The sequence below is a fragment of the Autumnicola lenta genome (assembly GCF_031846515.1).
Classification (GTDB): domain Bacteria; phylum Bacteroidota; class Bacteroidia; order Flavobacteriales; family Flavobacteriaceae; genus Autumnicola; species Autumnicola lenta.
In genome coordinates this window covers 51,040-76,381 of sequence record NZ_JAVRHO010000009.1, presented here as the reverse complement: position 1 = coordinate 76,381, position 25,342 = coordinate 51,040, and the positions used below count along the sequence as shown (strand labels likewise).

General features: G+C 39.7%; 16 protein-coding genes. 1 reads left to right on the top strand and 15 read right to left on the bottom strand.

Annotated features, from left to right (window positions below):
• Entirely contained in the window at positions 1-2,427 is a 2,427-nt protein-coding gene (locus RM545_RS07965) for a YfhO family protein (RefSeq protein WP_311494790.1), read from the bottom strand.
• Positions 2,428-2,565: 138 nt separating this feature from the next.
• Positions 2,566-2,838, bottom strand: a complete 273-nt coding sequence (locus RM545_RS07960; protein ID WP_311494789.1) for a DUF4834 family protein — start codon at positions 2,836-2,838, stop codon at positions 2,566-2,568.
• A gap of 110 nt (positions 2,839-2,948) precedes the next feature.
• On the opposite strand from RM545_RS07960, the gene RM545_RS07955 reads away from it, so the two are divergent.
• Positions 2,949-3,902 carry a transporter gene (locus RM545_RS07955; protein ID WP_311494788.1) on the top strand — a complete coding sequence of 318 codons (954 nt, stop codon included), beginning with the start codon at positions 2,949-2,951 and terminating at the stop codon, positions 3,900-3,902.
• A gap of 609 nt (positions 3,903-4,511) precedes the next feature.
• On the opposite strand, the gene RM545_RS07950 is transcribed toward RM545_RS07955, so the two are convergent.
• From RM545_RS07950 to RM545_RS07890, 13 genes are all read right to left on the bottom strand, one after another.
• On the bottom strand, positions 4,512-6,143 hold the full coding sequence (locus RM545_RS07950; RefSeq protein WP_311494787.1) for a sodium:solute symporter: 1,632 nt from the start codon (positions 6,141-6,143) through the stop codon (positions 4,512-4,514).
• 4 nt (positions 6,144-6,147) lie between these two features.
• Positions 6,148-7,332 (bottom strand): aldose epimerase family protein, encoded by a 1,185-nt coding sequence (locus RM545_RS07945; protein WP_311494786.1) that lies wholly within the window; start codon positions 7,330-7,332, stop codon positions 6,148-6,150.
• Between the two features lie 21 nt (positions 7,333-7,353).
• Positions 7,354-8,859, bottom strand: a complete 1,506-nt coding sequence (gene araA / locus RM545_RS07940; protein ID WP_311494785.1) for an L-arabinose isomerase — start codon at positions 8,857-8,859, stop codon at positions 7,354-7,356.
• Between the two features lie 27 nt (positions 8,860-8,886).
• The gene (locus tag RM545_RS07935) at positions 8,887-9,588 is read right to left on the bottom strand and encodes an L-ribulose-5-phosphate 4-epimerase (RefSeq protein ID WP_311494784.1); all 702 of its coding nucleotides are present in this window, start codon (positions 9,586-9,588) and stop codon (positions 8,887-8,889) included.
• Positions 9,589-9,590: 2 nt separating this feature from the next.
• Positions 9,591-11,276 carry a ribulokinase gene (locus RM545_RS07930; protein WP_311494783.1) on the bottom strand — a complete coding sequence of 562 codons (1,686 nt, stop codon included), beginning with the start codon at positions 11,274-11,276 and terminating at the stop codon, positions 9,591-9,593.
• A 260-nt stretch (positions 11,277-11,536) separates the two neighbouring features.
• The gene (locus RM545_RS07925; RefSeq protein ID WP_311494782.1) at positions 11,537-12,640 is read right to left on the bottom strand and encodes a family 43 glycosylhydrolase; all 1,104 of its coding nucleotides are present in this window, start codon (positions 12,638-12,640) and stop codon (positions 11,537-11,539) included.
• A gap of 25 nt (positions 12,641-12,665) precedes the next feature.
• On the bottom strand, positions 12,666-13,649 hold the full coding sequence (locus tag RM545_RS07920; protein WP_311494781.1) for an arabinan endo-1,5-alpha-L-arabinosidase: 984 nt from the start codon (positions 13,647-13,649) through the stop codon (positions 12,666-12,668).
• An 11-nt stretch (positions 13,650-13,660) separates the two neighbouring features.
• Positions 13,661-14,650, bottom strand: coding sequence for a glycoside hydrolase family 43 protein (locus RM545_RS07915; RefSeq protein WP_311494780.1), 990 nt, complete (start codon positions 14,648-14,650; stop codon positions 13,661-13,663).
• A gap of 19 nt (positions 14,651-14,669) precedes the next feature.
• Positions 14,670-17,069 (bottom strand): glycoside hydrolase family 127 protein, encoded by a 2,400-nt coding sequence (locus tag RM545_RS07910; protein WP_311494779.1) that lies wholly within the window; start codon positions 17,067-17,069, stop codon positions 14,670-14,672.
• A gap of 78 nt (positions 17,070-17,147) precedes the next feature.
• Complete coding sequence (locus tag RM545_RS07905) at positions 17,148-18,794, bottom strand: arabinan endo-1,5-alpha-L-arabinosidase (protein WP_311494778.1); 1,647 nt, start codon at positions 18,792-18,794, stop codon at positions 17,148-17,150.
• Between the two features lie 135 nt (positions 18,795-18,929).
• Entirely contained in the window at positions 18,930-20,474 is a 1,545-nt protein-coding gene (locus RM545_RS07900; RefSeq protein WP_311494777.1) for an alpha-N-arabinofuranosidase, read from the bottom strand.
• 114 nt (positions 20,475-20,588) lie between these two features.
• Complete coding sequence (locus tag RM545_RS07895; RefSeq protein ID WP_311494776.1) at positions 20,589-22,157, bottom strand: RagB/SusD family nutrient uptake outer membrane protein; 1,569 nt, start codon at positions 22,155-22,157, stop codon at positions 20,589-20,591.
• A 12-nt stretch (positions 22,158-22,169) separates the two neighbouring features.
• Positions 22,170-25,244 carry a SusC/RagA family TonB-linked outer membrane protein gene (locus tag RM545_RS07890; RefSeq protein ID WP_311494775.1) on the bottom strand — a complete coding sequence of 1,025 codons (3,075 nt, stop codon included), beginning with the start codon at positions 25,242-25,244 and terminating at the stop codon, positions 22,170-22,172.
• Positions 25,245-25,342 lie beyond the last annotated feature (98 nt).

Below are 25,342 nucleotides of genomic sequence, written 5' to 3'. Positions count from 1 at the left end.
CTACTTCTCCTCTTTTCTATCTCTTCTGAAACCATAGAAAATTCCACCCAGAACACAAAGGCCAAGAATAATAGAACTTGCAAGGGTGATTTGACTTCCGGTATTAATGACTTCAGGTTCAAACCGGAAAGTAACAGTATGATTCCCGGCCGGAATATTCATCGCTCTTAAAACATAATTAGCCTGAACGTGTTCTACTTCTTTTCCATCAACATATGTCTGCCATCCCGGCTGATAATAACTTTCAGAAAAAACCGCAAGCTGATTACTGTCAGAAGAAGTTTCGTAGACGAGTTCATTAGGCTGCTCACTCACCAGTTTAATTTCAGCCTTGGCGTTAAAACCTACATTATCGCCCAGAATATCTTTAAATTCTTCATTTATCACAGCTGTATTCTGCAGATCCACTTCTTTTAAAGCTAAGATTTCTTCATTTGCTGAATCTACCCATTTCACATCTTCCACAAACCAGGCATTGCCGTAATTATTAGGATTCTGTTGTGCCTGCACCCCTTCTTCTGTTGGTACGATAAAATATTTTACGTTCAGCATATTCAGAACTTCCATATTATTTCCCGCAATATAGAAATCGAATAATTCCTGAATCCGTCCCGGTTTTGCTCCATGATATCCACCAATGGAATTATGGAAAAAAGATGCCCTGCTACTGCTTAAAGGATTGCCGGTAATATCATAAACCCGATATCGGGAATCGTCCTGCAAGATTTGCTGATCTGCCTGTGTAGCTTCAAAAGGACGTTCCATTTTTCTTGCCAGCACAAAATCTTCATTATTCACATAGCGACGATCCACTCCTACAAGATCTACCAGAAATAGGACAGCAAAACCTGCTACAACCAGTTTATCTGAAATTTTTTTCTTCAGATAAAACCAAATCAATGCAGCCGATAAAAGGACAAATATTAAAGATCTTATAGTATCTGAAGTAAAAATAGCTCTTCGATCTTCTTTTAATGCCCGCACAAAATCAATCCCTAATTGCTCAATTAACATAGAATCTCCCGCTCCACTGAAATCAAAGAACACAGATTTAAATAATAGAAATACTACACTCAATCCTCCGGTAATAACGGTAACCCATTTTAGAGCATTCAGTTTCGCTTCTTCTTTGTCAAAATTATTAAAAAGCTTGTACAGGCCAAAAACTGCCAAAACAGGAACACAGAGTTCTATAATTACCTGAATGGAGGTTACCGCACGAAATTTATTATATAACGGAACATAATTAATAAAAAACTCCGTGAGAAACTCTAAATTTTTACCCCAGGAAAGTAAAAGTGCTAAAGCACTTCCCCCCACGATCCACCATTTTAAGCGGCCTCTAATTAGAAAAAGAGCAAAAACAAACAAAAATATAACGCTGGCGCCAATATAGGCGGGAGCTCCAACATAAGGTTGATCTCCCCAATAAGTTGGTGCGCCTTCAGCAAAACTTGCTGCCTGGGTGGGAGAAGCTCCCAAACCGAGAATGGCGTTATAAACTTCAGAATCCCTGCCAATATCTTCAGAATTGGATCCTCCCATAAACCCGGGAATAAAAAGATTAAAACTTTCAGCTATTCCATAACTATAACTGGTAATATATTCAAAATCCAATCCTGAAGCTGTTTTCTCAGATCCATCGGGGTTAATAGTCAAACCGGTGTCGCCGCGAGTACTAAAGGCGGTATATTCCTGCGTTGCAAGAAGATTGGTTGCATTTGCTCCTATCGCTAAAATAACGGCCACTACCATTATTCCTAAAGACTTGAAGTAGTGAGAGATAATTTCTTTTCTAATGGCATCTATTAAGTAAGCTATTCCAAGGCAAATCACCAGCAATAGCAAATAATAGGTCATCTGGAAATGGTTAGCGGCAATTTCCAGGGCCATCGCAAATGCCAACAGAATAAATCCCAACGAATTTTTCCTTCGGAAAATAAGAACAATACCTCCCAGGACCATCGGCATATAAGCGATAGCATGTGCCTTGGCATTATGCCCCACCCCGAGGATGATTATGAGATACGTAGAAAACCCAAAAGCCAGTGCCCCTAAAAAGGCAAGTTTATAGTCCAGTTTTAAACATAATAACAGAATGTAAAATCCAAGAAAATATATAAAAAGGTAATCTGCAGGTCGTGGCAAAAAACGAAGTACCGAATCTAAATCTTTAATGTAATTATGTGGGTAACGTGCTCCTAGCTGGTAGGTTGGCATTCCACCGAAAGCTGCATCTGTCCAATACGGCTCCTCCCCTGTCTGCTCTCTAAAGTCAGTCTGTTCTCTGGCCATTCCAAGATATTGAACAATATCGCTCTGGTAAATTTCTTTCCCCTGAAGAACAGGATTAAAATAAGCTACGGCAATAATTACAAAACCTGCAAGAACAAACAGGTGAGGGAGAATTCGTTTGAATTTAACCATCAATAAGATTTTAGTTTCAAAAGAAATCCTGAAGAACAGCAGCTTCAGAACATTGGTCGAAATTTGACAATTTTAGCCAGTTATCCATACTCACCGGATTGTTTGTAAAAAAGTGTATCTCCGATGGATGGTTCGAAATTAATCAATTTCTTCGTAATCAATATACTCACCAACATCTTTGTTGGATTTCCCGCCCTTCCGGGGCTTTTTTTCGATACTCACTTTTCCTTCCTTCTCTTCTGTAGGTTTTTGATACTGATTAAACTGATCCTGAAACTTCTTGCCCATCTTCTTCATAAAATACCGCAGAATCAAAGGACCAAGAAATCGAAATAATATTTTCAATCCGAAGTAAATAAGAAGAATAATTAATATCGTTCTCAATATACCCGAAAATGATGCGTCGTACATGTCCTGAAATTTTTGCAAAAATAAAAAGATGAGGAGACAATTCCTGTTTTTAAGAACCTAAAAAAATAATAATTTTCTTCTATATTTGAACGAACCAAAACCTGGCAATCATGCTCAAAAGCCTTATCTGTCTTCTCTTTATCTTCACAATTTACAATGTTCAGGCTCAATATACTGAAACCATCAATTCCAACCGTCCCGGAGAGTCACAGGGAGGTTTCGCTGTTGGAAAAGGAGTGTTACAACTGGAAGCAGGGGCTTATATGGGAAATGACGATCATACGCTTTTTCGGCAGGAAACAGACATACTGGGTGCTATGTATGGCTTACGATATGGATTTCTCACAGAAAACCTGGAGCTAAACCTTTTTGGTTCGTTTCAGGATCAAACAACCACCGTCCGTGTCGGTAATAGGGATCAGGAATCACAAATCAGAAACTTTAGGTCAAATACAATTGGTGCCAAATACCTCGTTTCTGATCCTTACAAAAATGCTGAAGAAGATAAACCTAATCTATACAGCTGGAAGGCAAACAGGCGCTTTAAATGGAAAACTCTTATTCCTGCCATTTCCGTCTATGGAGGTGCTAATTTCTCTTTTGGTGACAGTCCTTATTTATATCCCGGAGAATCTAAATTTAGCCCCAAAGCAGCGGTTATTACCCAAAACAACTGGGGGCGATGGGTTCTGGTAATGAATTTTATAGCAGATAAATTTACAGAAGAATTTCCCAGCTATGGTGCAATAGCGACAGTCACTCATGCTATTACTCCAAAGTTTGCAGTTTTTGGTGAATATCAGGGCTATATTAGTGATTTATATGCCGATGATATTTTGCGTGGTGGTGCCGCTTATTTATTATTAGATGATCTTCAGATTGACGTCTCCGGTCTGATTAATTTTAAAGATACCCCATCCAGGTGGCAGGTAGCCGGCGGATTCTCTTACAGGCTTGATTTTCATAGCGATGATGAAGTGTTAGAAGATTCTTTTGACGAACAAAGTAATCAACGAAGACAGCGAAGCAAAAACAGCGGATTTCAATTTGATGATGAGGAGTGAGTGAGAAACAAGAAGCAGGAGAAAAGAATCAGGACACTTGCTGGAAACGTTCTGCGGAAAGTCTCAGAGATTATTCTTGAATTCGTAATGAAACTTGAGGACGATAATTGCCATTTTGGATCATTCACTTTAGACTGAACCAGGGATCAGGAGAAAAGAATCAGGACACTCGCTGGTAACGTTCTGGGGAAAGTCTAAAAGATTATTCTTGAATTCGTGGTGGTGAAACATAATTTCAAAAATTGCCATTTTTAGAGGCCTCTCTTTTTTCTAAAACCTGAAAACCGAAACCTTTTGAAACTGAAAATCGACAACCGCTTCAAAAGTCAACCCACAACAACTCTACAGGTCCATAATTGCCATTTTTAGGACGTGTCTTTTTTCTGAAACAGGAAACAAGAGGCACAAGATCCAGGACCGTTTCGCTGCAAGAAGAGAAAAAGAACAGAACCGCGGAAACATTTTGAAGGCGTTACTTTTCTGAAACATGAAATCTGAAACTTTTAAAAACTGACAACAGCTCATAAAAAAATTCCTCTTCAGTTACTTACAAAATAAGCTTCTGAAAAGGAATTTATAATCTTTAAAGCTATAAAAACAGCTTTTATTCTAGAAAAATCCTGATTTTCCGTTAAAGAAGAGCATTACTCCGGCCACAAGAATAATAATTAGAATAGAAACAGCAACATCTACCCAGTTGTAACTATTCTTATTGTTAGCTTTTTCTTCCGGAGAAATAGTTTGGAAGGTAAGGTTAAAGATTTTCTCTTTTGAAGGTATACTGGTCATTAAACTCACCACTGTGATTAGTACCACACAGAATAGGAAGAACCATGCTGCAAAAGTAAGGAAGTTTATATCTCCCAGCAAAAACAGGAATCCATCAGGATCTAATGACTCCTTCATAAGTTCCAGCACAATTCTTAATGCACCTACGATAAAACCTACCATAAGGGTTATAAATGCTCCTTGTGCATTTATACGCTTATAAAAAATTCCGAGTAGGAAAACCGCTGTAATTGGAGGTGCTATATAAGACTGAACTTTCTGCAAGTACTCATACAATACACCTGAAATATTAGCCATAATTGGAATCCAGATAATACCGATAATAACAATAAATACTGTTGCTATTTGTCCTGTTCTCACAAGTTGCTTCTCCGGAGTATTTGGCCTAAGTTTCTTATAAATATCCACTGTAAATAGTGTGGAACATGAATTAAATACTGAAGCCAGTGAACTCATCAGAGCCGCTAAAAGTCCCGCAGCCACAAGTCCGCGTAAACCTGAAGGCAGGAGGTTACTCATCAATACCGGAAAAGCCTCGTCCGGACTATCCCAATGTAGTTCCCCTCTCATCTTAAGCGTTAACGCGATAATCCCCGGAATAAGAAAAAGGAATACAGGAAGTAATTTTAGCAATGCGCCAAAAATAGTACCTCTTCTCCCCTCTTTTATATTCCTTGCTGTAAGTGCCCGCTGTACAATGTATTGGTCTGTACACCAGTACCAGATTCCCACAATCGTACTTGTGATTAACAGTGAAGGCCACGGAAATTCGGGATCTGAAGCTGAACGCCACATGTTAAGATATTCCGGAGTAACGGTTTCTGTCATGCTGGCCCATCCACCAACTTCATCTAAACCTATAAAAGTAAGCGCTGCAGCACCAACTACAAGCATCACGGCCTGCAAAGTTTCTGTATAAACTACGGCACGCATTCCTCCCAATACAGTATATAATCCTGTTAAGATTACTGTAGAAAGTGCACCAGTCCAGAAATCGATACCAAGCAAAGCAGAAACCACTACCCCACCGGCATAGATAGTTACCGAAATTTTGGTTAACACGTAAGCAATTATAGAGAATACTGAAAGTACCCAACGTGAACGTGCATCAAATCTTTTCTCAAGAAATTCCGGCATCGTAAAAACTCCGCTCCTGGCATAAAAGGGAAGAAAAACCCACCCAAGGATAAGCACCACCCATGCCTGAATTTCATAAATAAGCATAGGAAGTTTATTTCCGGCACCGGCACCCGCCAGGCCTACAACGTGTTCTGATCCTATATTGGAAGCAAAAATTGAAGCCCCAACTACGAACCACCCCACATTTCTTCCTGCGAGAAAATAATCTGCAGTGTTTTCCTGCTTTTTACGTATTACCCAAACCGCAATACCTGCAAGTACTAAAAAATATAGACCTACGGCGATCCAGTCAAAAGTATCTAAAGTTTGCATAAATCTATTTTACTGAAAATTTAAAACTTGTATTGGAAGTATATGTTTCTCCCGGCTCAAGTACTACAGAAGGGAAATCTTCCTGGTTGGGACTATCTGGATAATGCTGGGTTTCGAAGCAGAACCCTGTTCTTTTCCCATAAGTACCACCTCCCTGTGCGGGCAACGTTCCATCCAAAAAGTTCCCGGTGTAGAATTGAATTCCCGGCTCGTCTGTATAAACTTCAAGGAATCTTCCGCTATCAGATTCATAAGCCGAAGCTGCGAATCTCATTCCGCTGTCCTGGTTGTTTAAAACCCAATTATGATCATAACCGCCGCCTCTTTGAATTTGTTCATCATCGGCATTAATCCCTTCAGCAACTTCTTTAGGTTCGCGAAAATCAAATGGAGTACCTTCAACGTCCATCAAATCTCCTGTCGGAATCAGGTTTTCATCTACCGGCACAAATTTATCAGCGTTGATCTTGATAATGTGATCAAGAATAGTCTCGCTAAAATCCCCCGAAAGGTTAAAATATGCGTGCTGGGTAAGATTAATTACAGTTTTCTTATCTGTAGTAGCTTCGTACTTCACATCAAAGGAATTATCGTTGAACAGCGTATAGGTTACTGTAGTTTCAAGTTTCCCGGGATATCCTTCTTCCATGTCTTCACTGGTGTAGGTAAGTACCAGGGAAGATGAGTTTTCTCCTTCTTCAGGAGTGGCATCCCAAATCACTTTATCGAATCCTTTCTCTCCTCCATGCAGGTGATTTTCACCATTATTCTGAGCAAGCTCATATTCTTCACCGTCAAGAGAAAATTTTCCCTGGGCAATCCTGTTTCCATAGCGCCCAATAAGAGCCCCAAAGTATGGGTTGTCTTCTGTATATTGTTCAATGGAATCAAAACCTAAAACCACGTCTTCGTAATTATCATTTTTATCTGGAGCCTTAAGACTGGTAATCCTACCACCATAGGTAATAACTTTAACTTCCATTCCCCCGGCGTTTGTAAGTGTGTACATTTCTACCGGTTCTCCTTCAGGAGTAGTTCCAAAATCAGATTTTTCTATCAAAACTTTCTGGTTTTCGGCAGTGTCTTCTGCCTGGTTGTTTTCATCTTTTTTTTCATTTTTACATTGCACGAATACTAGCGCTAATCCCAAAACGGCAAAAGCAAAAAGACTTTTTCTAATGTTTTTCATTGTAGTAGTTGGTGTTAAGAATTACAAGCCATGTTGAAACAGATGGTAATAAGCTTCATTGGCATTAATTTTATCTTTAAAATCCCTTACTGCCGTTTTATCGTCTATTACCAACAGTTCGATCCCGGCAATATCGGCAAAATCTTCTAAATATTCAGTAGTTAATGCCTGGGTATAAACAGTGTGGTGTGCACCACCAGCTAAAATCCATGCTGTAGCTGCAACATCAAGATCTGGTTTGGCATCCCAAAGTACACGGGCCACTGGTAAATTTGGCAATTCCTGAGGTTTCACTGCTTCAACTTCGTTAACGATTAGCCTGAACCTGTTGCCCATATCTATTAAAGATGCATTTAAAGCGGGACCTTCAGGAGAATCAAATACCAGTCTCACAGGGTCTTCTTTGCTTCCAATTCCCAAAGGATGAATATCACATGCTGGTTTTCCATCTGCAATAGAAGGACAAATTTCCAGCATATGAGAACCAAGAACGTAAGATTTTTCAGGTGTAAAGTGATAAGTGTAATCTTCCATAAAAGAAGTGCCGGGTTCTAAACCTACAGCCATAACTTTCATGGCTCTTAACAAAGCAGCTGTTTTCCAATCACCTTCAGCTCCAAATCCATATCCATCTGCCATAAGGCGTTGTACAGCAATTCCCGGTAATTGTTTCAGCTTTCCAAGGTTTTCAAAAGTATCTGTAAAAGCTTTAAAACCACCTTCATCTAAAAATGAACGTAACCCCAGTTCAATTCTGGCAGCATCCACAAGGGAACTTCTTTGAGCTCCTCCTTCTTTTAATGCATCCGTAAGGTTATAAGAAGATTCATATTCTTTTAAAAGTGCGTTTATATCTTCTTCGGAAACTTTTTCAATATGCTCCACTACTTCTGAAGAATCGTAACCGTTAACAGACATTCCAAAACGGATTTGTGCTTCCACTTTATCTCCTTCGGTAACCGCTACTTCACGCATATTATCACCAATTCTGGCAACTTTTAGATGCTGCAGTTCATCCCAACCAAGAACCACTCTCGTCCATATTCCTAATTTCTTCTGAACACGATCTGATTTCCAATGGCCAACAATCACTTTACGCTTTTTGCGCATCCTGCTCATAATAAAACCAAATTCCCTGTCTCCATGAGCCGACTGGTTTAAATTCATAAAGTCCATATCGATATCATTCCACGGGATCTCAGCATTAAATTGCGTATGCAGGTGGCAAATTGGCTTCTTTAGAATATTTAGCCCATTAATCCACATTTTGGCAGGAGAAAACGTGTGCATCCAGGTAACGATTCCTATACAATTTTTATCTGTATTAGCATGAAGACATAATTCTGTAATTTCCGAAGGAGTCTTTACAGTATCTTTATGAACTATTTTCAACGGAATTTGAGAAGAACCATTTAAACCTTCAACAATTTCTTTGGAATTTTTGGTAACCTGGTTCAAAGTTTCTTCACCGTACAGGTGCTGGCTTCCTGTGACGAACCAGATTTCTTTATGAGCAATATCTGTCATTTTTTGATTTATTATAAGGTTAGTTTGCTATTTCTGACCGTAATAGGCGTTTTTACCGTGCTTACGTTCATAGTGTTTTTTAATTAATGAATCTTTTAATCGTGGTGCTTCAGGATTTATCTGAAGAGTGAGATATGCCATTCTTGCAACTTCTTCGAGAACTTTGCTATTGTAAACTGCTTTTGCAGCATTTTTGCCCCATGTGAAAGGACCGTGATTTCCAAGTAGCACCATTTGTACTTCTTTATAGGAAAGACCTTTGTCCCTAAAGCACTCCAGGATCTGTATTCCCGTATTATATTCGTAATTTCCTGCGATCAAGTCATCTCGCATAGGTGCCGCACAAGGAATATCTGCCGTAAGATGATCTGCATGAGTAGTTCCAAAAATCGGAATATCCTTTTGCGACTGCGCCCAGGCTACAGAATAAGTAGCATGAGTGTGGGCAACACCACCAATTTCTTCCCAGTTCTTATACAAATAGGCGTGGGTTTTGGTATCTGAAGAAGGGCGCATTTCCCCCTCAATAACATTGTTATCAAAATCCATAATAACAATATCTTCAGGTTTTAAGTCTTCGTAGGGAACACCGCTCGGTTTTATAGCAAAAACTGCTTCTTTCCTGTCTACAGCGCTCACATTACCAAAAGTATATATTACAAGATCCAACGCATTAAGCTGCATATTTGCCTCGTAACATTCTCTTTTTAATTCTATAAAGGCACTCATAGTTAATTGTTAAGAGATTTTCTATCTGTTTTACTGTCTACAAAAGAACTTAAACCCTGATAAGCTTTCATTAGGTCTTCGTATTTAGAAATTTTAGTATCTTCAGGATGATATTCTGCTTCAAAATCACTTCCTAAAGTTTTGCTTGCCTCGATTACATCTGGAAAAATACCCGCAGCTACAGAAGCATAAATTGCAGCACCCAGAGCCGGAGCTTCATCAGACTTCGCAACTTTTATAGGCTTCTTTAGCACGTTTGCTAAGGTCTGCATAATAAACGGGGATTTTCTTGCCACCCCTCCAATTCCTATTACGCTATCAATCCTAACCCCTTCCTGCTCAAATCTATCTACTATTTCTTTGGAACCAAAACAAATGGCGTTAACAAGTGCTTTAAAAATATGCGGAGCCCTTGTTCCAAGCGAGAGGTTAGAAATGGCACTTTTCAGCTCCTGGTTTGCATCGGGAGTCCTACGACCATTTATCCAGTCCAGGGCAACAGGAATGCTCTCTTCTAAAGGTATTTCTTCAGCTTGTTTTGAAAGTTTCCTGATAAAATTATTTTCAATTTCCGATTTTAAATTTTCCTTTTGTTCCGAAGAAAGTAATTCAGAATTTAAAACAAGATTATCTACCGGCCATGAAAGAACGTCCTTAAACCAGGCCAGCAAATCACCAAAAGCAGATTGTCCTGCTTCCAGACCAATAAATCCCGGAATAACAGATCCATCTACCTGTCCGCAGATACCACGTACCGTTTTATCTGCAATAACTTCTTTGGAAGAGACGATAATATCGCAGGTGGAAGTTCCCATCACCCTAACAAGCGTATGTTCATCTATTTTTGCACCTACTGCACCAGAGTGTGCATCAAATGTTCCTACGGCAACCACACAATCTGTAGTTAAACCCAGTTTTTCTGCCCATTCTTTGCTCAGGTTCCCTGCAATCTCGTCTGAAGTATAAGTTTCATCATAGAGTCTGCCGCGCAATTGCCCTAAATATGGATCAAGCCTGTTAAGGAAGTCTTCGGAAGGAAGTCCTCCCCAGCTTTCGTGCCACATGGCTTTATGTCCTGCAGCACATCTACTTCTTTTAAAACTTTCCAGATCCTGATTTTCGATAATATGGTAGGTCATTAAGTCGCAATGTTCCATCCAGGTGTAAGCCGCATTTTTCACATTATCGTCCTCACGTATGATGTGTGCTATTTTTGCCCAGAACCATTCTGAAGAATAAATTCCTCCTTCATACTTAGTGAAGTTCTCACCACCCCAGCTTTCTGCCAGTTCATTAATTTCATTTGCTTCCTCTATGGCTGTATGGTCTTTCCATAAAACCATCATGGCATTTGGATTTTCCTTGAAGTCATCCTGCAATGCCAAAGGAGTTCCATCTTTAGAAACCGGAACCGGAGAAGATCCGGTGGTATCTATACAGATTCCTTTAACATCTGCCCCATCCACTTTACTCTTCTGGATCACACCTTTAATCGTCTCTTCCAAACCTTCAATATGATCTAAAGGGTGTTGTCGAAAACGATTGCTGGACGCGTCACAAAATTGTCTTTCTTTCCATCGTGGATACCAGTAAACAGAGGATGCCATTTCCTGACCGTTTTTCGTGTCGAGCAAAACTGCCCGCACAGAATCTGTTCCATAATCCAATCCTATTACATATGCACTCATGATATCTTTTTTATCTCAAAAACAAATATAAAAATTAAATTAATAAGTGTTGTAAAAACACTTATTAATTTTAAGATTTTTTTGATTCATTTTCATTTTTAAAATGTTCACTGAATAGGCAGTTAAACTTACCATGAATTTATCCCTGAATATCTTTTATTACTCTATTCTTCAAGAAAAATTCTCCGGAGTATCAACAGAATTTTCATTAAATAGTACAAGACTTTCCAATGCTTTGCTTAACTGCCCTTTTTCTAAATTTAATACAATTCAAAAACCGGTCTTCCGCTTTCATTAAATTTCACTTCCATCATTCTTGCATGACGATTAGGATCATATAAAGGATCTTCCTTAATTTCTTCTAACGATCTTTTATCTGTTGCAGGTACCATTTCTGGATCCCCAACTGCTTTTTCGTAATCTCTTGCATGATAAATCATCAACGGATCTCCCTTTTCATCGACGGTAAAGGAATTATGTCCCGGACCATAAATACCTTTTTCTTCATTGGTTTTTAAAACCGGATATCTTGACTTCGTCCAGGAATTTCTATCTAATAAATCAGCATCTTCGTCGGCTTCCATTATTCCCACACTATAAGAAGCTCCAGTGGCACTTGCTGAAAACGTAATAAAGATTTTACCATCGTTTTTAATCACCGCAGGGCCTTCATTCACCCAAAAATCAACACGTTCCCAATCGTAATCTGGTGTGGTTAGCATAAACTGTACAGTTTTGAGCTTGGTAGGCGACTCCATTTCAGCTAAATACAAATTAGAAGCTGCGAATTGTCCTCCAGTTTTTTCTGCCCAACTGAAATAGCGTTTGCCATTATGCTCAAAGACAGTTCCGTCTAATGAAAAATCGGTAAAGCTTTTGGGGTCATCATCTGCTGCCTGCATCATTCCAAGTTCCACCCATTCATCTTTTAATGGATCCTGACCGTTACATTTCAGAACATAAGGCCGTAATTTCCAAATATCGTCTTCTTCACTAGCTGCAAAATATACATACCATTCCCCATCTAAATAGTGAATTTCGGGTGCCCAAATGTGACGACTCATCGGTCCACTTTCGTGCTTATCCCAAACTATATGAGGCTCTGCATTTTGCAATCCCTCAATGGTTTTTGCCCGTCTTATTTCAATAGCATCGTAGGTTGGAACAGAACCCGTAAAATAGTAGTAACCATCTGTGTGCTTGTAGATAAATGGATCTGCTCGTTGTAGTACAATAGGATCGTTTGATTTTACGATTTTATTACCTTCAGGCGAATGATCTTGCGCATGTAATTGCGAAAAATTAGTAACTCCCATCAAGAAAAAAGCTACAACTAAAAAGTTTATTAATGATTTTGCCTTCATATTTGAATTTGTTTGTTTTTAATTATTATTTCAGAGGAGCAACAGTTGGCCATTCCTCATCCCAGCTTAATTCTTTAACTTTAAGTTTTGGAGATCCATCATCATTAGCATCATAAGCATGGAAAAAAATGTAATCTGTACCATCAAAGGTATAAGTACTGTTATGGCCCGCACCATACCAATTTTCATTTCCTTCAATTAATAAAGTTCCGCCACCTTCGTTTAAAGGTTTTCCTTCTTTGTCTACATAGGGCCCGGTAACATCTTTTGATCTTCCCACCACGACTTTATACGTACTTCTATCCCCACGGCAACAAAGGTCCCAGGAAAGGAACTGGTAAAAATATCCGTTTTTCTTGAAGATAAAAGGAGCTTCTAAAGCAGCGTCGCCGGGATCGGCATCTGCTAGTTTAAAGGAACGTTCTCTCCTGGCAATTGTGTGCCATTCCTGAGGTTTTGCAATTTCTAGAAGATTCTCATTCATTTTCACCAGTTTTAACCCGTCCCAGAAGGAACCAAAGGATAACCATGGTGTGCCTTCATCATCAAAAACAAGATTAGGATCTATGGCGTTCCACATGTCGCGGTTGGGAATTGAGCGGACTACACTCCCGTGATCTTCCCATTTATAACCTTCATCCTCGGGATCTAGAGTTGTATTTGTCGTTACGCCCATTGCTGAAGTGTTTTTACCAAAAGCTGAAACTGAATAGTATAAATAATAAGTACCGTCGTGCAAAGTAATATCCGGGGCCCAGATATGATTTTCGAAATTTGGTACCACACTGTCCGTCCATTCAGGTTTTTCTTTAAAAACAGCAGGCTCACGTTTCCAGTTTTTAAGGTCTTTAGAACTGTAAACCCCAATCCCGCGGCCGGTGTTGTATAAATAATACGTATCTCCCTGTTTGGCCACAACAGGATCGTGCACCCGGATTTCCTGCGCTTCTGAAGAAAAAATACCCGCAGCAATGAAAATTAGAAAAAACAAATTAGCTTTTAGATTCATAGTTATATTTTTTATTCCTGAATACCTTCAGAAGTCATTTGTACTCGTTTTAAAGTTCCATCTTCATTGTAATAAAGTCGGTCAATCGACACCGATCTTCTGAAGCTTCCTCCGTTTGGCTGAATTGCTCCGGTGTGGTAGATAAAATAATCTTTGCCCTGAAACTCCAGTATCGCCTGGTGATTAGTGTTTGTATTTCCTGCTACTTCATTTAAAATACCCTTATACTCCCATGGTCCGGTTACAGATTTACTCATTGCATAAGCCGTTTTTTCAGGAAAACCAAAAGCATATGATAGATAATACCAGTCCCCTTTTCTATGGATGTAAGGAGCTTCCACAAAATTTGGTAATTCTACATGGTTAATTTCACCATCCAGTTCTATCATATTATCCTTTAATTTTGCCCAATACAAAGCGGTATTTCCCCAATACAAATAAGCCTGCCCGTCATCATCAATATAAACCGTGGGATCAATATCATCCCAGGTAATATCAGTATATTCGGTTGTCATATCATTGGTGATAATTGCCTTTCCAAGGGCATCTTTAAAAGGACCGGTTGGACTATCGGTAACAGCAACACCTATTGCTTTTCCGGGATGGGTATCATCATGCTCTACTGTAACGTACCAGTAAAATTTTCCATCTTTTTCGATCACTTCTGCTGCCCATGCATCGCCTTTAGCCCAGTCAAAGTCTGTTGGTTTTAATGGCACCGGATGTTCCTTCCAGTTGATCATATCTTCGGAAGAATAGACGAGCCATTCATCCATTTTGTAAAAATGAAAATCTTCCGGAGCCTCGTCGTGCCCTGCATAGAGGTAAACAGTATCATCATGGACAAGAGCTGCCGGATCTGCCGTAAATTTTTCGGTAATAATCGGATTATTGAAGGTTGTCTCTATTTCAGAATCCCCTCTTTTGTCTTCCTGGGCAAATAAAGTTGCGCAGGAGAGCAACAACGCGCCAGCAGATATAGGTTTTATGTTTTGTTCCATTCTAGTTATACGTTTGTTTTTATTTTAACAATTTTACTCCATAAATCCCGGCAGTACGCGAACCGGGAAGAGCTTCAAATTTCAAATTTAACGTCGTACCATTGCTGTTTTTTACAATTCCGGCAGGAAGTGTGTATTCTTTTTCGAAAAAACGGTTTCCTTCTAAACCGTGGAAGCTCTCTTCGGCTATAACTTTATTATTGATGAGAACTTTAAAATTCCGATTGTTATCTCCTCCAAAATAGGTTATTCTAAGTCTTCGGGCCTGCTTTTCCTTATCAACAAGGCGATAGCTGAACCAACCTTCAGCATCCCTCCAGTGACGATCTTGATTAACCCCGATATTAGAATTCTCGCTTTCAATAAAATGATCTGCCTCGGGCTGTTGCTCTCCGGGAGCAATTACATCTATGGTCATCGTCGCCAACATTTTTTCTTCTTTCTCCTTTTGTTCAAGTTCCTTCCTGATTTTCTGAATATTTTCAGTAGTTTCCAAAGGAAGATATATAACATACCTGGACTCGTGCAGCTTATAAAAAGGAATGAACTCAAGATTTTTAAATTCAGATGGATATAATACTTCTGATGCCGAAAATGTTAATTTTTTACCCGGCACTTTTTTAACCAGATTTTCAATATTTTCGGTTTGATCTGAAAGAAAATAAGGCATTTCTGTTTGCGGAATTTGCTCTCCGGCTGCAATGTGTCCTCCCCTGCTGGCATCTGCAAAAAGACCTGGTAGACTGTCTTTTCCAATTTTAGCCGCCAAAACAATTGGCCCATATTTTAATGCTTTGTAATCTGAACCATCCGGTAATCTTATAGAAGTGAGGTGCATAGGCAATTTCACCTCTACTCTATCACCATCTTTCCATTTCCTGTTGATCGAAACGTAATTGCCCGGGTCGGAGTTCACATTTACCTGATCACCGTTTACCTCAATTTTTAATTCTCCGGGAGCAATCCAACGTGGATATCTCAACTTAAGGTTTATATCCTGCGGATTTTTAGTCTTTACAATGATTGATGTAGATTCCTCTTCAGGAAAGTTAGTTTCCTGAGTTAGTGAAAAGCTTCTCTCTTCCCAATTTAAAGTAGAAGGAATAAAAAGGTTTATATACAAATCGTTTTCAGAATGGGCATAAATAAGTTCATTGTACTTTCCATGATTTTCAATACCAGATCCCACACAGCACCAAAAACTGGTTTCAGGTTGAGAATAAACCCGGTAGTGGCCCGGCCTCATCGGAGTAAAATATACAAAACCGCCTTTCTCCGGATGTTGGGAAGAAAGAATATGGTTGTATAATCCTTCCTCATAATAATCCAAATACTTCTCCATGCCTTCTGACTGGAAGAGTTGCTTGCTCAATTTGAGCATATTGTAGGTGTTGCAGGTTTCAGGCCCCTGAACGCTGTTCACCATAGAAGAGAAATCTGATGTGGGATGAAAATGTTCCCGTACACTGTTACCTCCTATGGCAACCGTACGCTCGTTTACCACATTTTCCCAAAAATACTTTGCGGCATCGTGATATTCATTATCTCCGGTCAATGCAGCTATGGCTTCAAAACCTACCACTTTAGGAATTTGGGTATTGGCATGCATTCCGTTTAAAACATCCTTTTCTTCACTTAATGGATGCAGCAGTACCTCGTGAGAAAATCTTTTAGCCAGGTGCAGGTATTTGTCCTCTCCTGTAATATTTGCAACATCTGCAAAAACCTCGTTTAGCCCTCCATGTTCAGACCTTAAAATAATTTGGATTTGCTCATCAGAAAGGTCTTCGGTCACCTTCAGCATCCAATCTGCATAGTCTATAAGCATATCTTTAGCCAATTCATTCCCCGCAATTTGATAAGCATCCCTGAGACCGGCAAAAGTCTTATGTATATTATAAAGAGGTACCCATTTCTCATTTAAGCTAAAACTACCGGCATCTATTCTTCCGCTTTCAATTTCTTCCCAAAGTTCTGTGCTGCCGGGAACTCCGCCAATATAACCATTGCCGTTGGCCTGTTGAACCCGATTTAATTCGCTTATCATATAGTTTAACCGGTCCAGTACTTCCTGATTTCCGGTAGAAGCGTACATAAGGGAAAGGGCTGTTAAATAATGTCCGCCTATGTGCCCGTCGAGACCTGTATTCTCCCAGTTAGGATAACTTTCAGCTTTTGGGGCAAGTCCTGCTTCCCTTAGAAACGGAAAGAGTAACCTGTCAGGATTTAATTTTAGAATATACTCCAAATCTACATCCTGAGCGTTTTTAAAGGCACTCTCGTGTAACTGAACATCCTTTAAATCAAAAAGTTTTATTTTCTGTGGGGATTGTGCCTTAGCCTGAGGGGCAAAAAGAACACAAAGAAAACCGAGTACCAGAAAATAAAATTTCCCGGTCCCGGTCCTCCCAACTAACATCTTGTTTATAAATTGCATATTACCTAACACGCGTGCCGTGTTCTTTAGTTTCTTTATTATGTGCTCTCCTAATTTTTTCTAATCAACCTTTTTACCCCATACAGATCTCCCAGATGAAGTAAGGCCAACATAGGTTAAAGTTTTATGTCTAGGCGACGCTTCCCAGTCCCAGGCATTTGCCACAATATGTTCCCGGTCATTTATTGTAAGCGTATTAGAATCGCTGTCGAAAGACCAGCTACCGGTAATACTTCCCGTAATGGTATTGTCTTCATGAAAAACTACATTTGAGCTTTCCTGAATTTCCCTGTATCTGTATTCAAGCGTAATATGCTCCCAGGTACCTACAATAGATTCTTCAGTTATTGGCGTCTCGGGCACTCCTGCATAACGTTCCGGAGATACCAATGGCCAACCATCTTCTGTCCATTCAATTTTTCTTACGTGCCCCATCATCACTGCATTAGAAACATTGATTCCCGGAACTCCTTCAGGTAAACGGGCTTGCGAAGAGTAAAACCATTCCCCTGTTTCCGAATCCTGAAAAACAGATGGATGAGAAAATCCAACCCACCCGGGATGATTATTAAAAGCATATGGATGAGTTAAAATTGGTAAGGCTTCAGCTCCTTCAGTTATACTGGCTCCATCCATACCTACGTAAGGGCCGGTAATATTCTGTGAACGCACAACCCGGGTGTTGTAAGCTACTGAAAGTTCATCATAGGCAAGGAAAAGGTAGTAATATCCAGTTTCTTCATTATAAATAATTTCAGGTCCTTCCAACCCCTGCCAACGATTGGTATTTACATTTCCCCGGCCGGCAATACGAACGCCGTAATCTTCTACATTATCAAGTTTAGTGGGTTTTCCAGTCGCAGGATCAAGTTGCACAGCAGCGATACCGGAATGCCAGGAGCCGTATATTAGCCAATGTTCACCTTCAGGGGTAACTATAAAACTGGGATCTATGGCATTAAACTTAAAATATCCGCTCCAGTCATTTCCATTCTCCCTTAAATAAGTTTCCTCACCATCTGCAATAGAACTCACCACCATTCCCTTGTCTTCCCAATTACCGGAAGCTAAATCGTCTGTTTCGGCCAACCCAATAAATGCACGCTCGGTCCATGAAGTATTAGGATCTGATCCAACGATAGGATTAGTGACCACAACACTATAGTACAAACGGAATTTGTTATCTACTTTTTTAATATGTGGTGCCCAAAATCCGTAGTTAGGATTCTCGATTGGAGGTAAGGCAGGGTCCATATTTGCGCGCATGTTATTAAGGGAATCCTTTACCCATGCCGGTGCTTCAGAAAATACTGCCCCACGATGTTCCCAGTTTACAAGGTCTGTAGAGCGGCGCACAGGAAAATGTCCGTGCCCTTCATGGGCATTTCCATAGGAAGCATCTGTTTGGTACATATAAAAATAATCACCATCTTTTTCTACCGTGGGATCATGCACGTTGGCCAAGTTCCATTGTGAACGTTGTTCCCATGATGCTATATTTGTATAGTCATCTGGATAAGTTGGCCCTGCAAAAGAATCTGTAGGATCCGGGTCGGGGTCAGGGTCAGGGTCAGGGTCGGGATCTGGTTCTTGAACGGAATCATCGGTAAAATCGCTATCATCCTCTGAGCAACTTATGGAAACTGCTCCCATAGAAAACACCATCAGGAAAATCAGGAATTTCGAAATAAGCTTAGACTTTTTCATACACTTCATTTTAACTGTTTTCTGCACCAGGTACAAAACAAGCGGAACCGGAAACGGCAGATTTCTCTATTGCATCTCCATTTCCGCCTGATTATTACTTAAACCTGAAAAGGTTTATGTTTTATCTGAAAATTTTTATTCGGATTCTAGCACTACTACAGAAAAAGGAGGTAAAGTTACCTGTAGCTCTCCTTTTCTTAATTTGAAATCCTTAAACTGCTCCGGAGAAATTTTTTCTGTATTTTCAAAGGTATTGTGATCCTGTAGTTTCTCTGAAGTTAAAATAGTTGCGGTCATATTCTCCACATCCAGGGCTTCAAGATTAATCTTCACTTTGTTTTCTTTCTTAGCATCGATATTTACAAGGGAAATAGCAACTTTCCCATCTTTTTTTGATGCTGAAACAGAAATTGCCGGCAACGATTCTCCATTATAAGTATAGTCCGGAGATTCAAAATCTACAGGCAACAATTGCGAATCGTGATGTACAGTGTACATTTTCATCACGTGGTAAGTTGGGGTTAAAAGCATATTTTCCCCCTCAGTCAACGCTACCGCCTGAAGTACATTCACAGTCTGGGCCAAATTTGCCATTTTTACCCTCTCACTTTCATTGTTGAAAATATTTAATGTCGCACCTGCAATCATAGCGTCTCTCATAGTATTCTGCTGATAAAGGAAACCTGGGTTTGTACCTTCTTCAACTTCGTACCAACCACCCCATTCATCTACAATAAGATCTATCTCATTTTCAGGATCATATTTATCCATAATATCAGTATGCTTATCAATAAGTTCCTGCATCCACAAAGCAGTTTTCATTGTAGAAAAATATTCTTCTTCATTAAAATCTGTAGCAGATCCTTTCTTATCCCACTCTACAAAAGAGTACGAATGCAATGCAACTCCTTCAATTAAATGTTTAGGAATATCCCTCATCAAGACTTCTGTCCAGTGATAATCATCCTGATTTGCTCCGGAAGCGATCCTGTAGAGATTGTTTTCATTTTCCCAGCTGGTCATAAAAGTAGCATACTGGCGGTAAAGGTTGGCGTAAAATTCCGGAGTCATATTTCCTCCACAACCCCACATTTCGTTTCCAACACCCCAATATTTCACATTCCAGGGTTCTTCTCTTCCATTTTCCTTTCTAAGTTTAGCCATGGGGCTTCCTTCAGAATGGTTAACATATTGAATCCAATCTGTAAACTCTTCTACCGTTCCACTACCCAGGTTTGCTGCTAAGTAAGGTTCCGCTCCAAGTTTCTCACAAAGGTTAAGGAAATCGTGAGTTCCAAAGCTATTATTTTCAGTAACTCCTCCCCACCAGGCATTTACGAGGGTAGGACGATCTTCTTTTGGTCCAATTCCATCTTTCCAGTGGTAGGTGTCTGCAAAACAACCACCCGGCCATCTGAGGTTGGGGATTTGCAGCTCTCTAAGTGCTTTAATGAGGTCGTTTCGTACTCCATCAGTATTCGGAATAGGACTGTCTTCGCCTACATAGAGACCGTCGTAGATAGAGCGTCCCAAATGTTCAGCAAAGTGGCCATAAATATGTTTACTGATTACCGGAGTATCTTCTTTATTTTCTATGCTAACCGTTGTCTGGGCTTGTACAGTACCTGCAAAAAAGATGGCTGCCAGGCCGCCAAATATTCCTTTAAAAGTTTTGTTCATATTAATTTATTTAAAAAAGAAGAGGCTGCCTAAAAACTACAATTATCGACAAGCTGAAATTTCACCGCCTGCTCTATTAAGCACTTCCAGTCAGCCCTTTCTGAAAAATTTCTGTTAGTTAGCCGAATTTGGTTCAGCATTAGGATTTACATCTAACTCAGATTGTGGAATAGGAAGATATTCTTTACCTGGCCTCCAGGTCTCAAATTCACTATCCCGCTCTCTAAGTAATGCCAGCTTCTCATCGTCGTATAACCATCCCCATCTTACAATATCATGGAACCTTATACTTTCCATAGAAAGTTCCAGTGCACGTTCATGGGCTATTTGATCCCTCATTTCTTCCTGAGATAAATTAGGTTTTACTTCTTCCAAATCTGGCAAGTTAGCCCTGTTCCTAACCTGGTTAATATATTGATAAGCTTCCTGAGTTTGCCCCATTTCATTTAAAGCTTCAGCATACATGAGCAAAACATCTGAATATCTCATTAAGCGATAATTAATACCGGAAAGTTCCACACCCCCCTGGCTCTCTGTTTCAAATCCATATCCATCATGAGTATACTTGCGTGGATATATGGCATCTGGTGCATGTGGCCATTCCACACCGCCATACACTGTTGTAGAATTTGCTTCGGGTTCATAAGAAGCAATTGATACCAACAACCTTGGATCAACATTATCACTTCTAGTTTCCTCTTCGTTGTATTCATTGTAGATCCAACGTGTAGGTAAAAAATCTGAATATCCAAAACCATCCTGAGCATATGTATGCCCTACAGAAGAAACCTGCATCCAGGCGTTTTGAGGATCTCCCCCATAATTTTTAACGGTTCCACCAACCTGATCTGGTGTGGCAAATTGAACTTCAAAAAGGGATTCTGCATTGTTTTCGGTAAAGGGGCTAAAATTATCCGCATAATTATCCAATAATGAATAGTTATTAAGCTCCGGACCTTCAATTAATTTCCTAAACTCTGCTGCAGCTGAACTCCATTCTTCCATGTAAAGGTATGTTTTACCCAAAAACCCTGTTGCAGCACCTTTTGTAGCTCTACCAAGCTGTCCCCGATCCGGACCTGATACTGATGCATAATCTACAGGTAGCAACCCCTGAGCACTAGAAAAATCTGATACAATTTGCGACCACAATTCTTCTTCAGAAGCTGTAGGTTGATAGTAATCTTCCGCACCTTGGGCCGGAGTAAGAATTAAAGGAACCCTCTGATAATTAATGGCAAGATGGAAATAAGCCAGTCCCCTTAGAAAGTATGCCTGACCAAGTACACGGTCTTTAACATCTTGATCCATATCGATATCGGGTACATTTGCCAAAACCTGGTTGGTTCTAAAAACTTGTTGATAGTAAGTCTCCCACATCCAGGTAATAGGTCCTGAAGTTGGCAAAATGGTAAAATTAGAGACCTGTCCCAAATCTGGCCAGGGACTATCTGCCTTAAAATCATCAGCCCGACCATCTGTTAAAGCAGGTGTCATCCTCATGTAATAACCATCATTTAACAAGTTAGTATAAGCAGCATTTACACCTGCTATCGCCTGCTCTTCATTCGACCAGTATTCCACAGCTGTCATGCTGTTTGGATTGGTTAAATCCAGCTCGTCCTCACATCCTACAAGTACTAGCATGCCTAACGAAAACATTAAAAATTTTGTAATTTTCATATTATTTATTTTTTAAAATGATAAATCAACGCCTAACATAATTGTTCTGGGCCTGGGATAAGTTCCGTTATCAAACCCAGGTTCCAATACTCCAGAGTTAAAATCAGGGTTAAAACCTTTGTAGTATTGGAAAGTATACAAGTTCTGTACCGTTCCATAAACGCGCAAAGAATTTATAAAGTTACCAACAAGTTCTTCCGGCATGGTATACCCAAGGGAAACAGTATTAATCCTAAGGTAATCTCCTTTTTGTAGCCATCCTGGTCTGTTGGAATCCCTTGCATTGTTGTTAGGATCGTTTGCAATTACACGTGGAATGTTTGTATCGGTATTCTCAGGTGTCCATCTATCCAATATATCTTCATGCGCATTAATAAACCCTGTAGAAAGCATAAGAGAACGATACAATCTACTGTTTATATAGTATCCTGCTGCCCCTGAAGTAAATAAAGTAAAGTCAAAATTCTTATAATTTGCAGAGAAATTTAAACCGTAAGTAACACTTGGAAGGGCACTACCAAGAAATGTACGGTCGTCAGCATTAATTTGGCCGTCATCATTAAGATCCTGAAACCTTACGTCGCCAGGAGCCGTAGCTGCACTTTGAAACGCATGCTCTTCAACTTCTTGCTGGCTTTGAAAAATACCCTCGTAAACAAAGCCGAAATGTTCACCTACTTCTCTTCCCACCTGTGTTCTGGAACCTACTCCAGTGATAGGTTCGTTATTACCTCCAAGGGCCAGCACTTCATTATTAATAGTACTTGCGTTTGCAGATAAATCAAAATTAAAATCCTCATTACCATCATGGTGGTAAGTAACTTCTGCTTCAAAACCAGAATTTCGAATACTTCCGGCATTTACCAGCGGATTCACATTAACAGAACCTGTAGACCAGGGGATTGGCACCCCTACAAGAATGTCAACTGTTTCTCTCTCATAGTAATCAAGAACAAGATCCACTTTACGATTAAACAAGGTAGCATCCAGACCCACATCAAGAGAAGTCGTAGTTTCCCAAACAATATCTTCTGACACCACACTGGTTTGCAGTCCACCTAAAACTCTGTCTCCATTAAAATTGTAAGGAATGTTTCTGTTAATTACAGCCTGATAAAGATAATCGCCTATATTTTGATTTCCCAATTCACCATAACTAGCCCTTAGTTTCAAATTACTTACTAAGTCTTCCGAAACATTGAAGAAGTCTTCATTAATAATCCTCCATCCCAAAGCTAAAGAAGGAAAAGTTCCCCACCTGTTTTCAGATGCGAACCTGGAAGACCCATCCCTTCTTACTGTTGCTGTTAAAAGATACCTGTCGTCAAAGTTATAATTCACCCTTCCGAAATAAGATGCAAGAGAACTTTCAATCTCCTGTCCTCCTACTGTTTGATTAACTCCATTAGAAAGTACAGGATAATAAGGTTTTGGTAAGTCTTCAGAATGTGCAGTCCTTATAATTGTAGTATTCTTCTGAAAAGTTTGTCCAATCACAAAATCAAGGGTGTGCTGATCAAAATTTGTATTATAATTTAATGTATTCTCAACAAGACCTACTGTATAAATCGTTGAATTATCATCTAAAAGCGACCTTCCCGATCCAAAGAAATACCCCATTTCAAATTCCGGTACAAAAGAGAAACTTCTCACATGCGTTTTATCATAACTGGTATTCAATTTATAAGTTAGTTGATGATCCTCTGAATCAAGGATTTTAAACTCCGGGTTCACTATCGCAAAAATTCTGTCCACCTCTACATTATTAGTAAAGAGGTTATTAATACCAGGCACGTTCAAAACAATTTCCTGGTGAATTTCTGAAGAAGTTCCTGCATAACCACCTTCATTAGTGGGATCATAAACACCTAAGGTAGGGATTGCATTTACAAGGTCATTTATCAGTGGAGGACGTCCCCCGGTTAAAACATCTCCTCGAAAAGTTAGAGAATTCTCAAAACTGTGAGTATAATATAAAGAAGGTGAAATTTTAAACCTACCTTTCTCCATTACGGTGTTAATTCTTCCGGAATATCTTTCATAATCAGGACCATTACCCACAAAAACCCCTTCATTACTAAAGTAGTCCATAGTAGCATTGTAAGTGATGTTCTCACCACCCCCGGAGAATCCGAAATTATGGTTTTGTCGGCTTCCACTTTTGAGCCCAACATCTTGCCAGTCCGTATTAATATCACTTATAAATAAATCAGATTCGGGATCATTTCCGGGAATTAAAGGTTGACCCGCATTTATTCTCTTTTCATTTGAGATCATTTGATAGTCCTCTCTGCCTAAAACAGGGATCCTTTGTGCCACCTCGTCAATCCCGTAATATCCACTATACTGGATTTGTAAAGGAGTGTTTTTTGTTCCTTGCTTAGTAGTGATAATTACCACACCATTAGCCGCCCTGGAACCGTAAATAGCACCTGCAGAAGCATCCTTAAGAACCTGAATAGTCTCAATGTCATTAGGGTTAAAATCTCTAATCGAAGTTCCTACCGGCACACCATCAACGATATAAAGTGGCTGGCTATCACCAAAGGTGGACACTCCTCTAATTCGCACATTAGCACCAGCTCCAGGCTGACCATCAGCTGTTACAGTAACCCCTGCAGACCTACCCTGCAAAAGCTGTGAAACATCACTGTTGGATACCTTTTGGACTTCATCAGCATCAATAGCACTTACAGATCCTGTAAGGTCTGATTTACGTTGGGTACCATAGCCTACAACAACGACATCATCCAGAGACTCCAGGTCATCACCCAAAGCTACGTCTAATTGTGTTTGCCCGTCTACAGCAATTTCCCGGGTTTCAAACCCCAGGTAAGAAAAAACCAGCGTTGCCTGGGACGGAACGTCAATAGTGTAGTTTCCGTCCATTCCTGTAACAACACCATTAGAAGTTCCCTTCTCAATCACATTTACCCCAGGCAAGGGAATTCCATCACTCTGGGAAGTGATCGTACCGGTTACAGTTGTATTTTGTGCATATCCCGAAAAACCAAAGAGGATAATAAGCATCAAAACCGTGCGAAAACCTTTTCGCCCTGACCGGTCTTTTGTAAAAATTTGTTGCATTTTAGTCATAGTTTAAAAGTTGAATTAATAAGTGTGGAATTTACATTTCCAAATATAATTAAACTTAATCCAAAAAAACAAATTAAAATTTACATTTT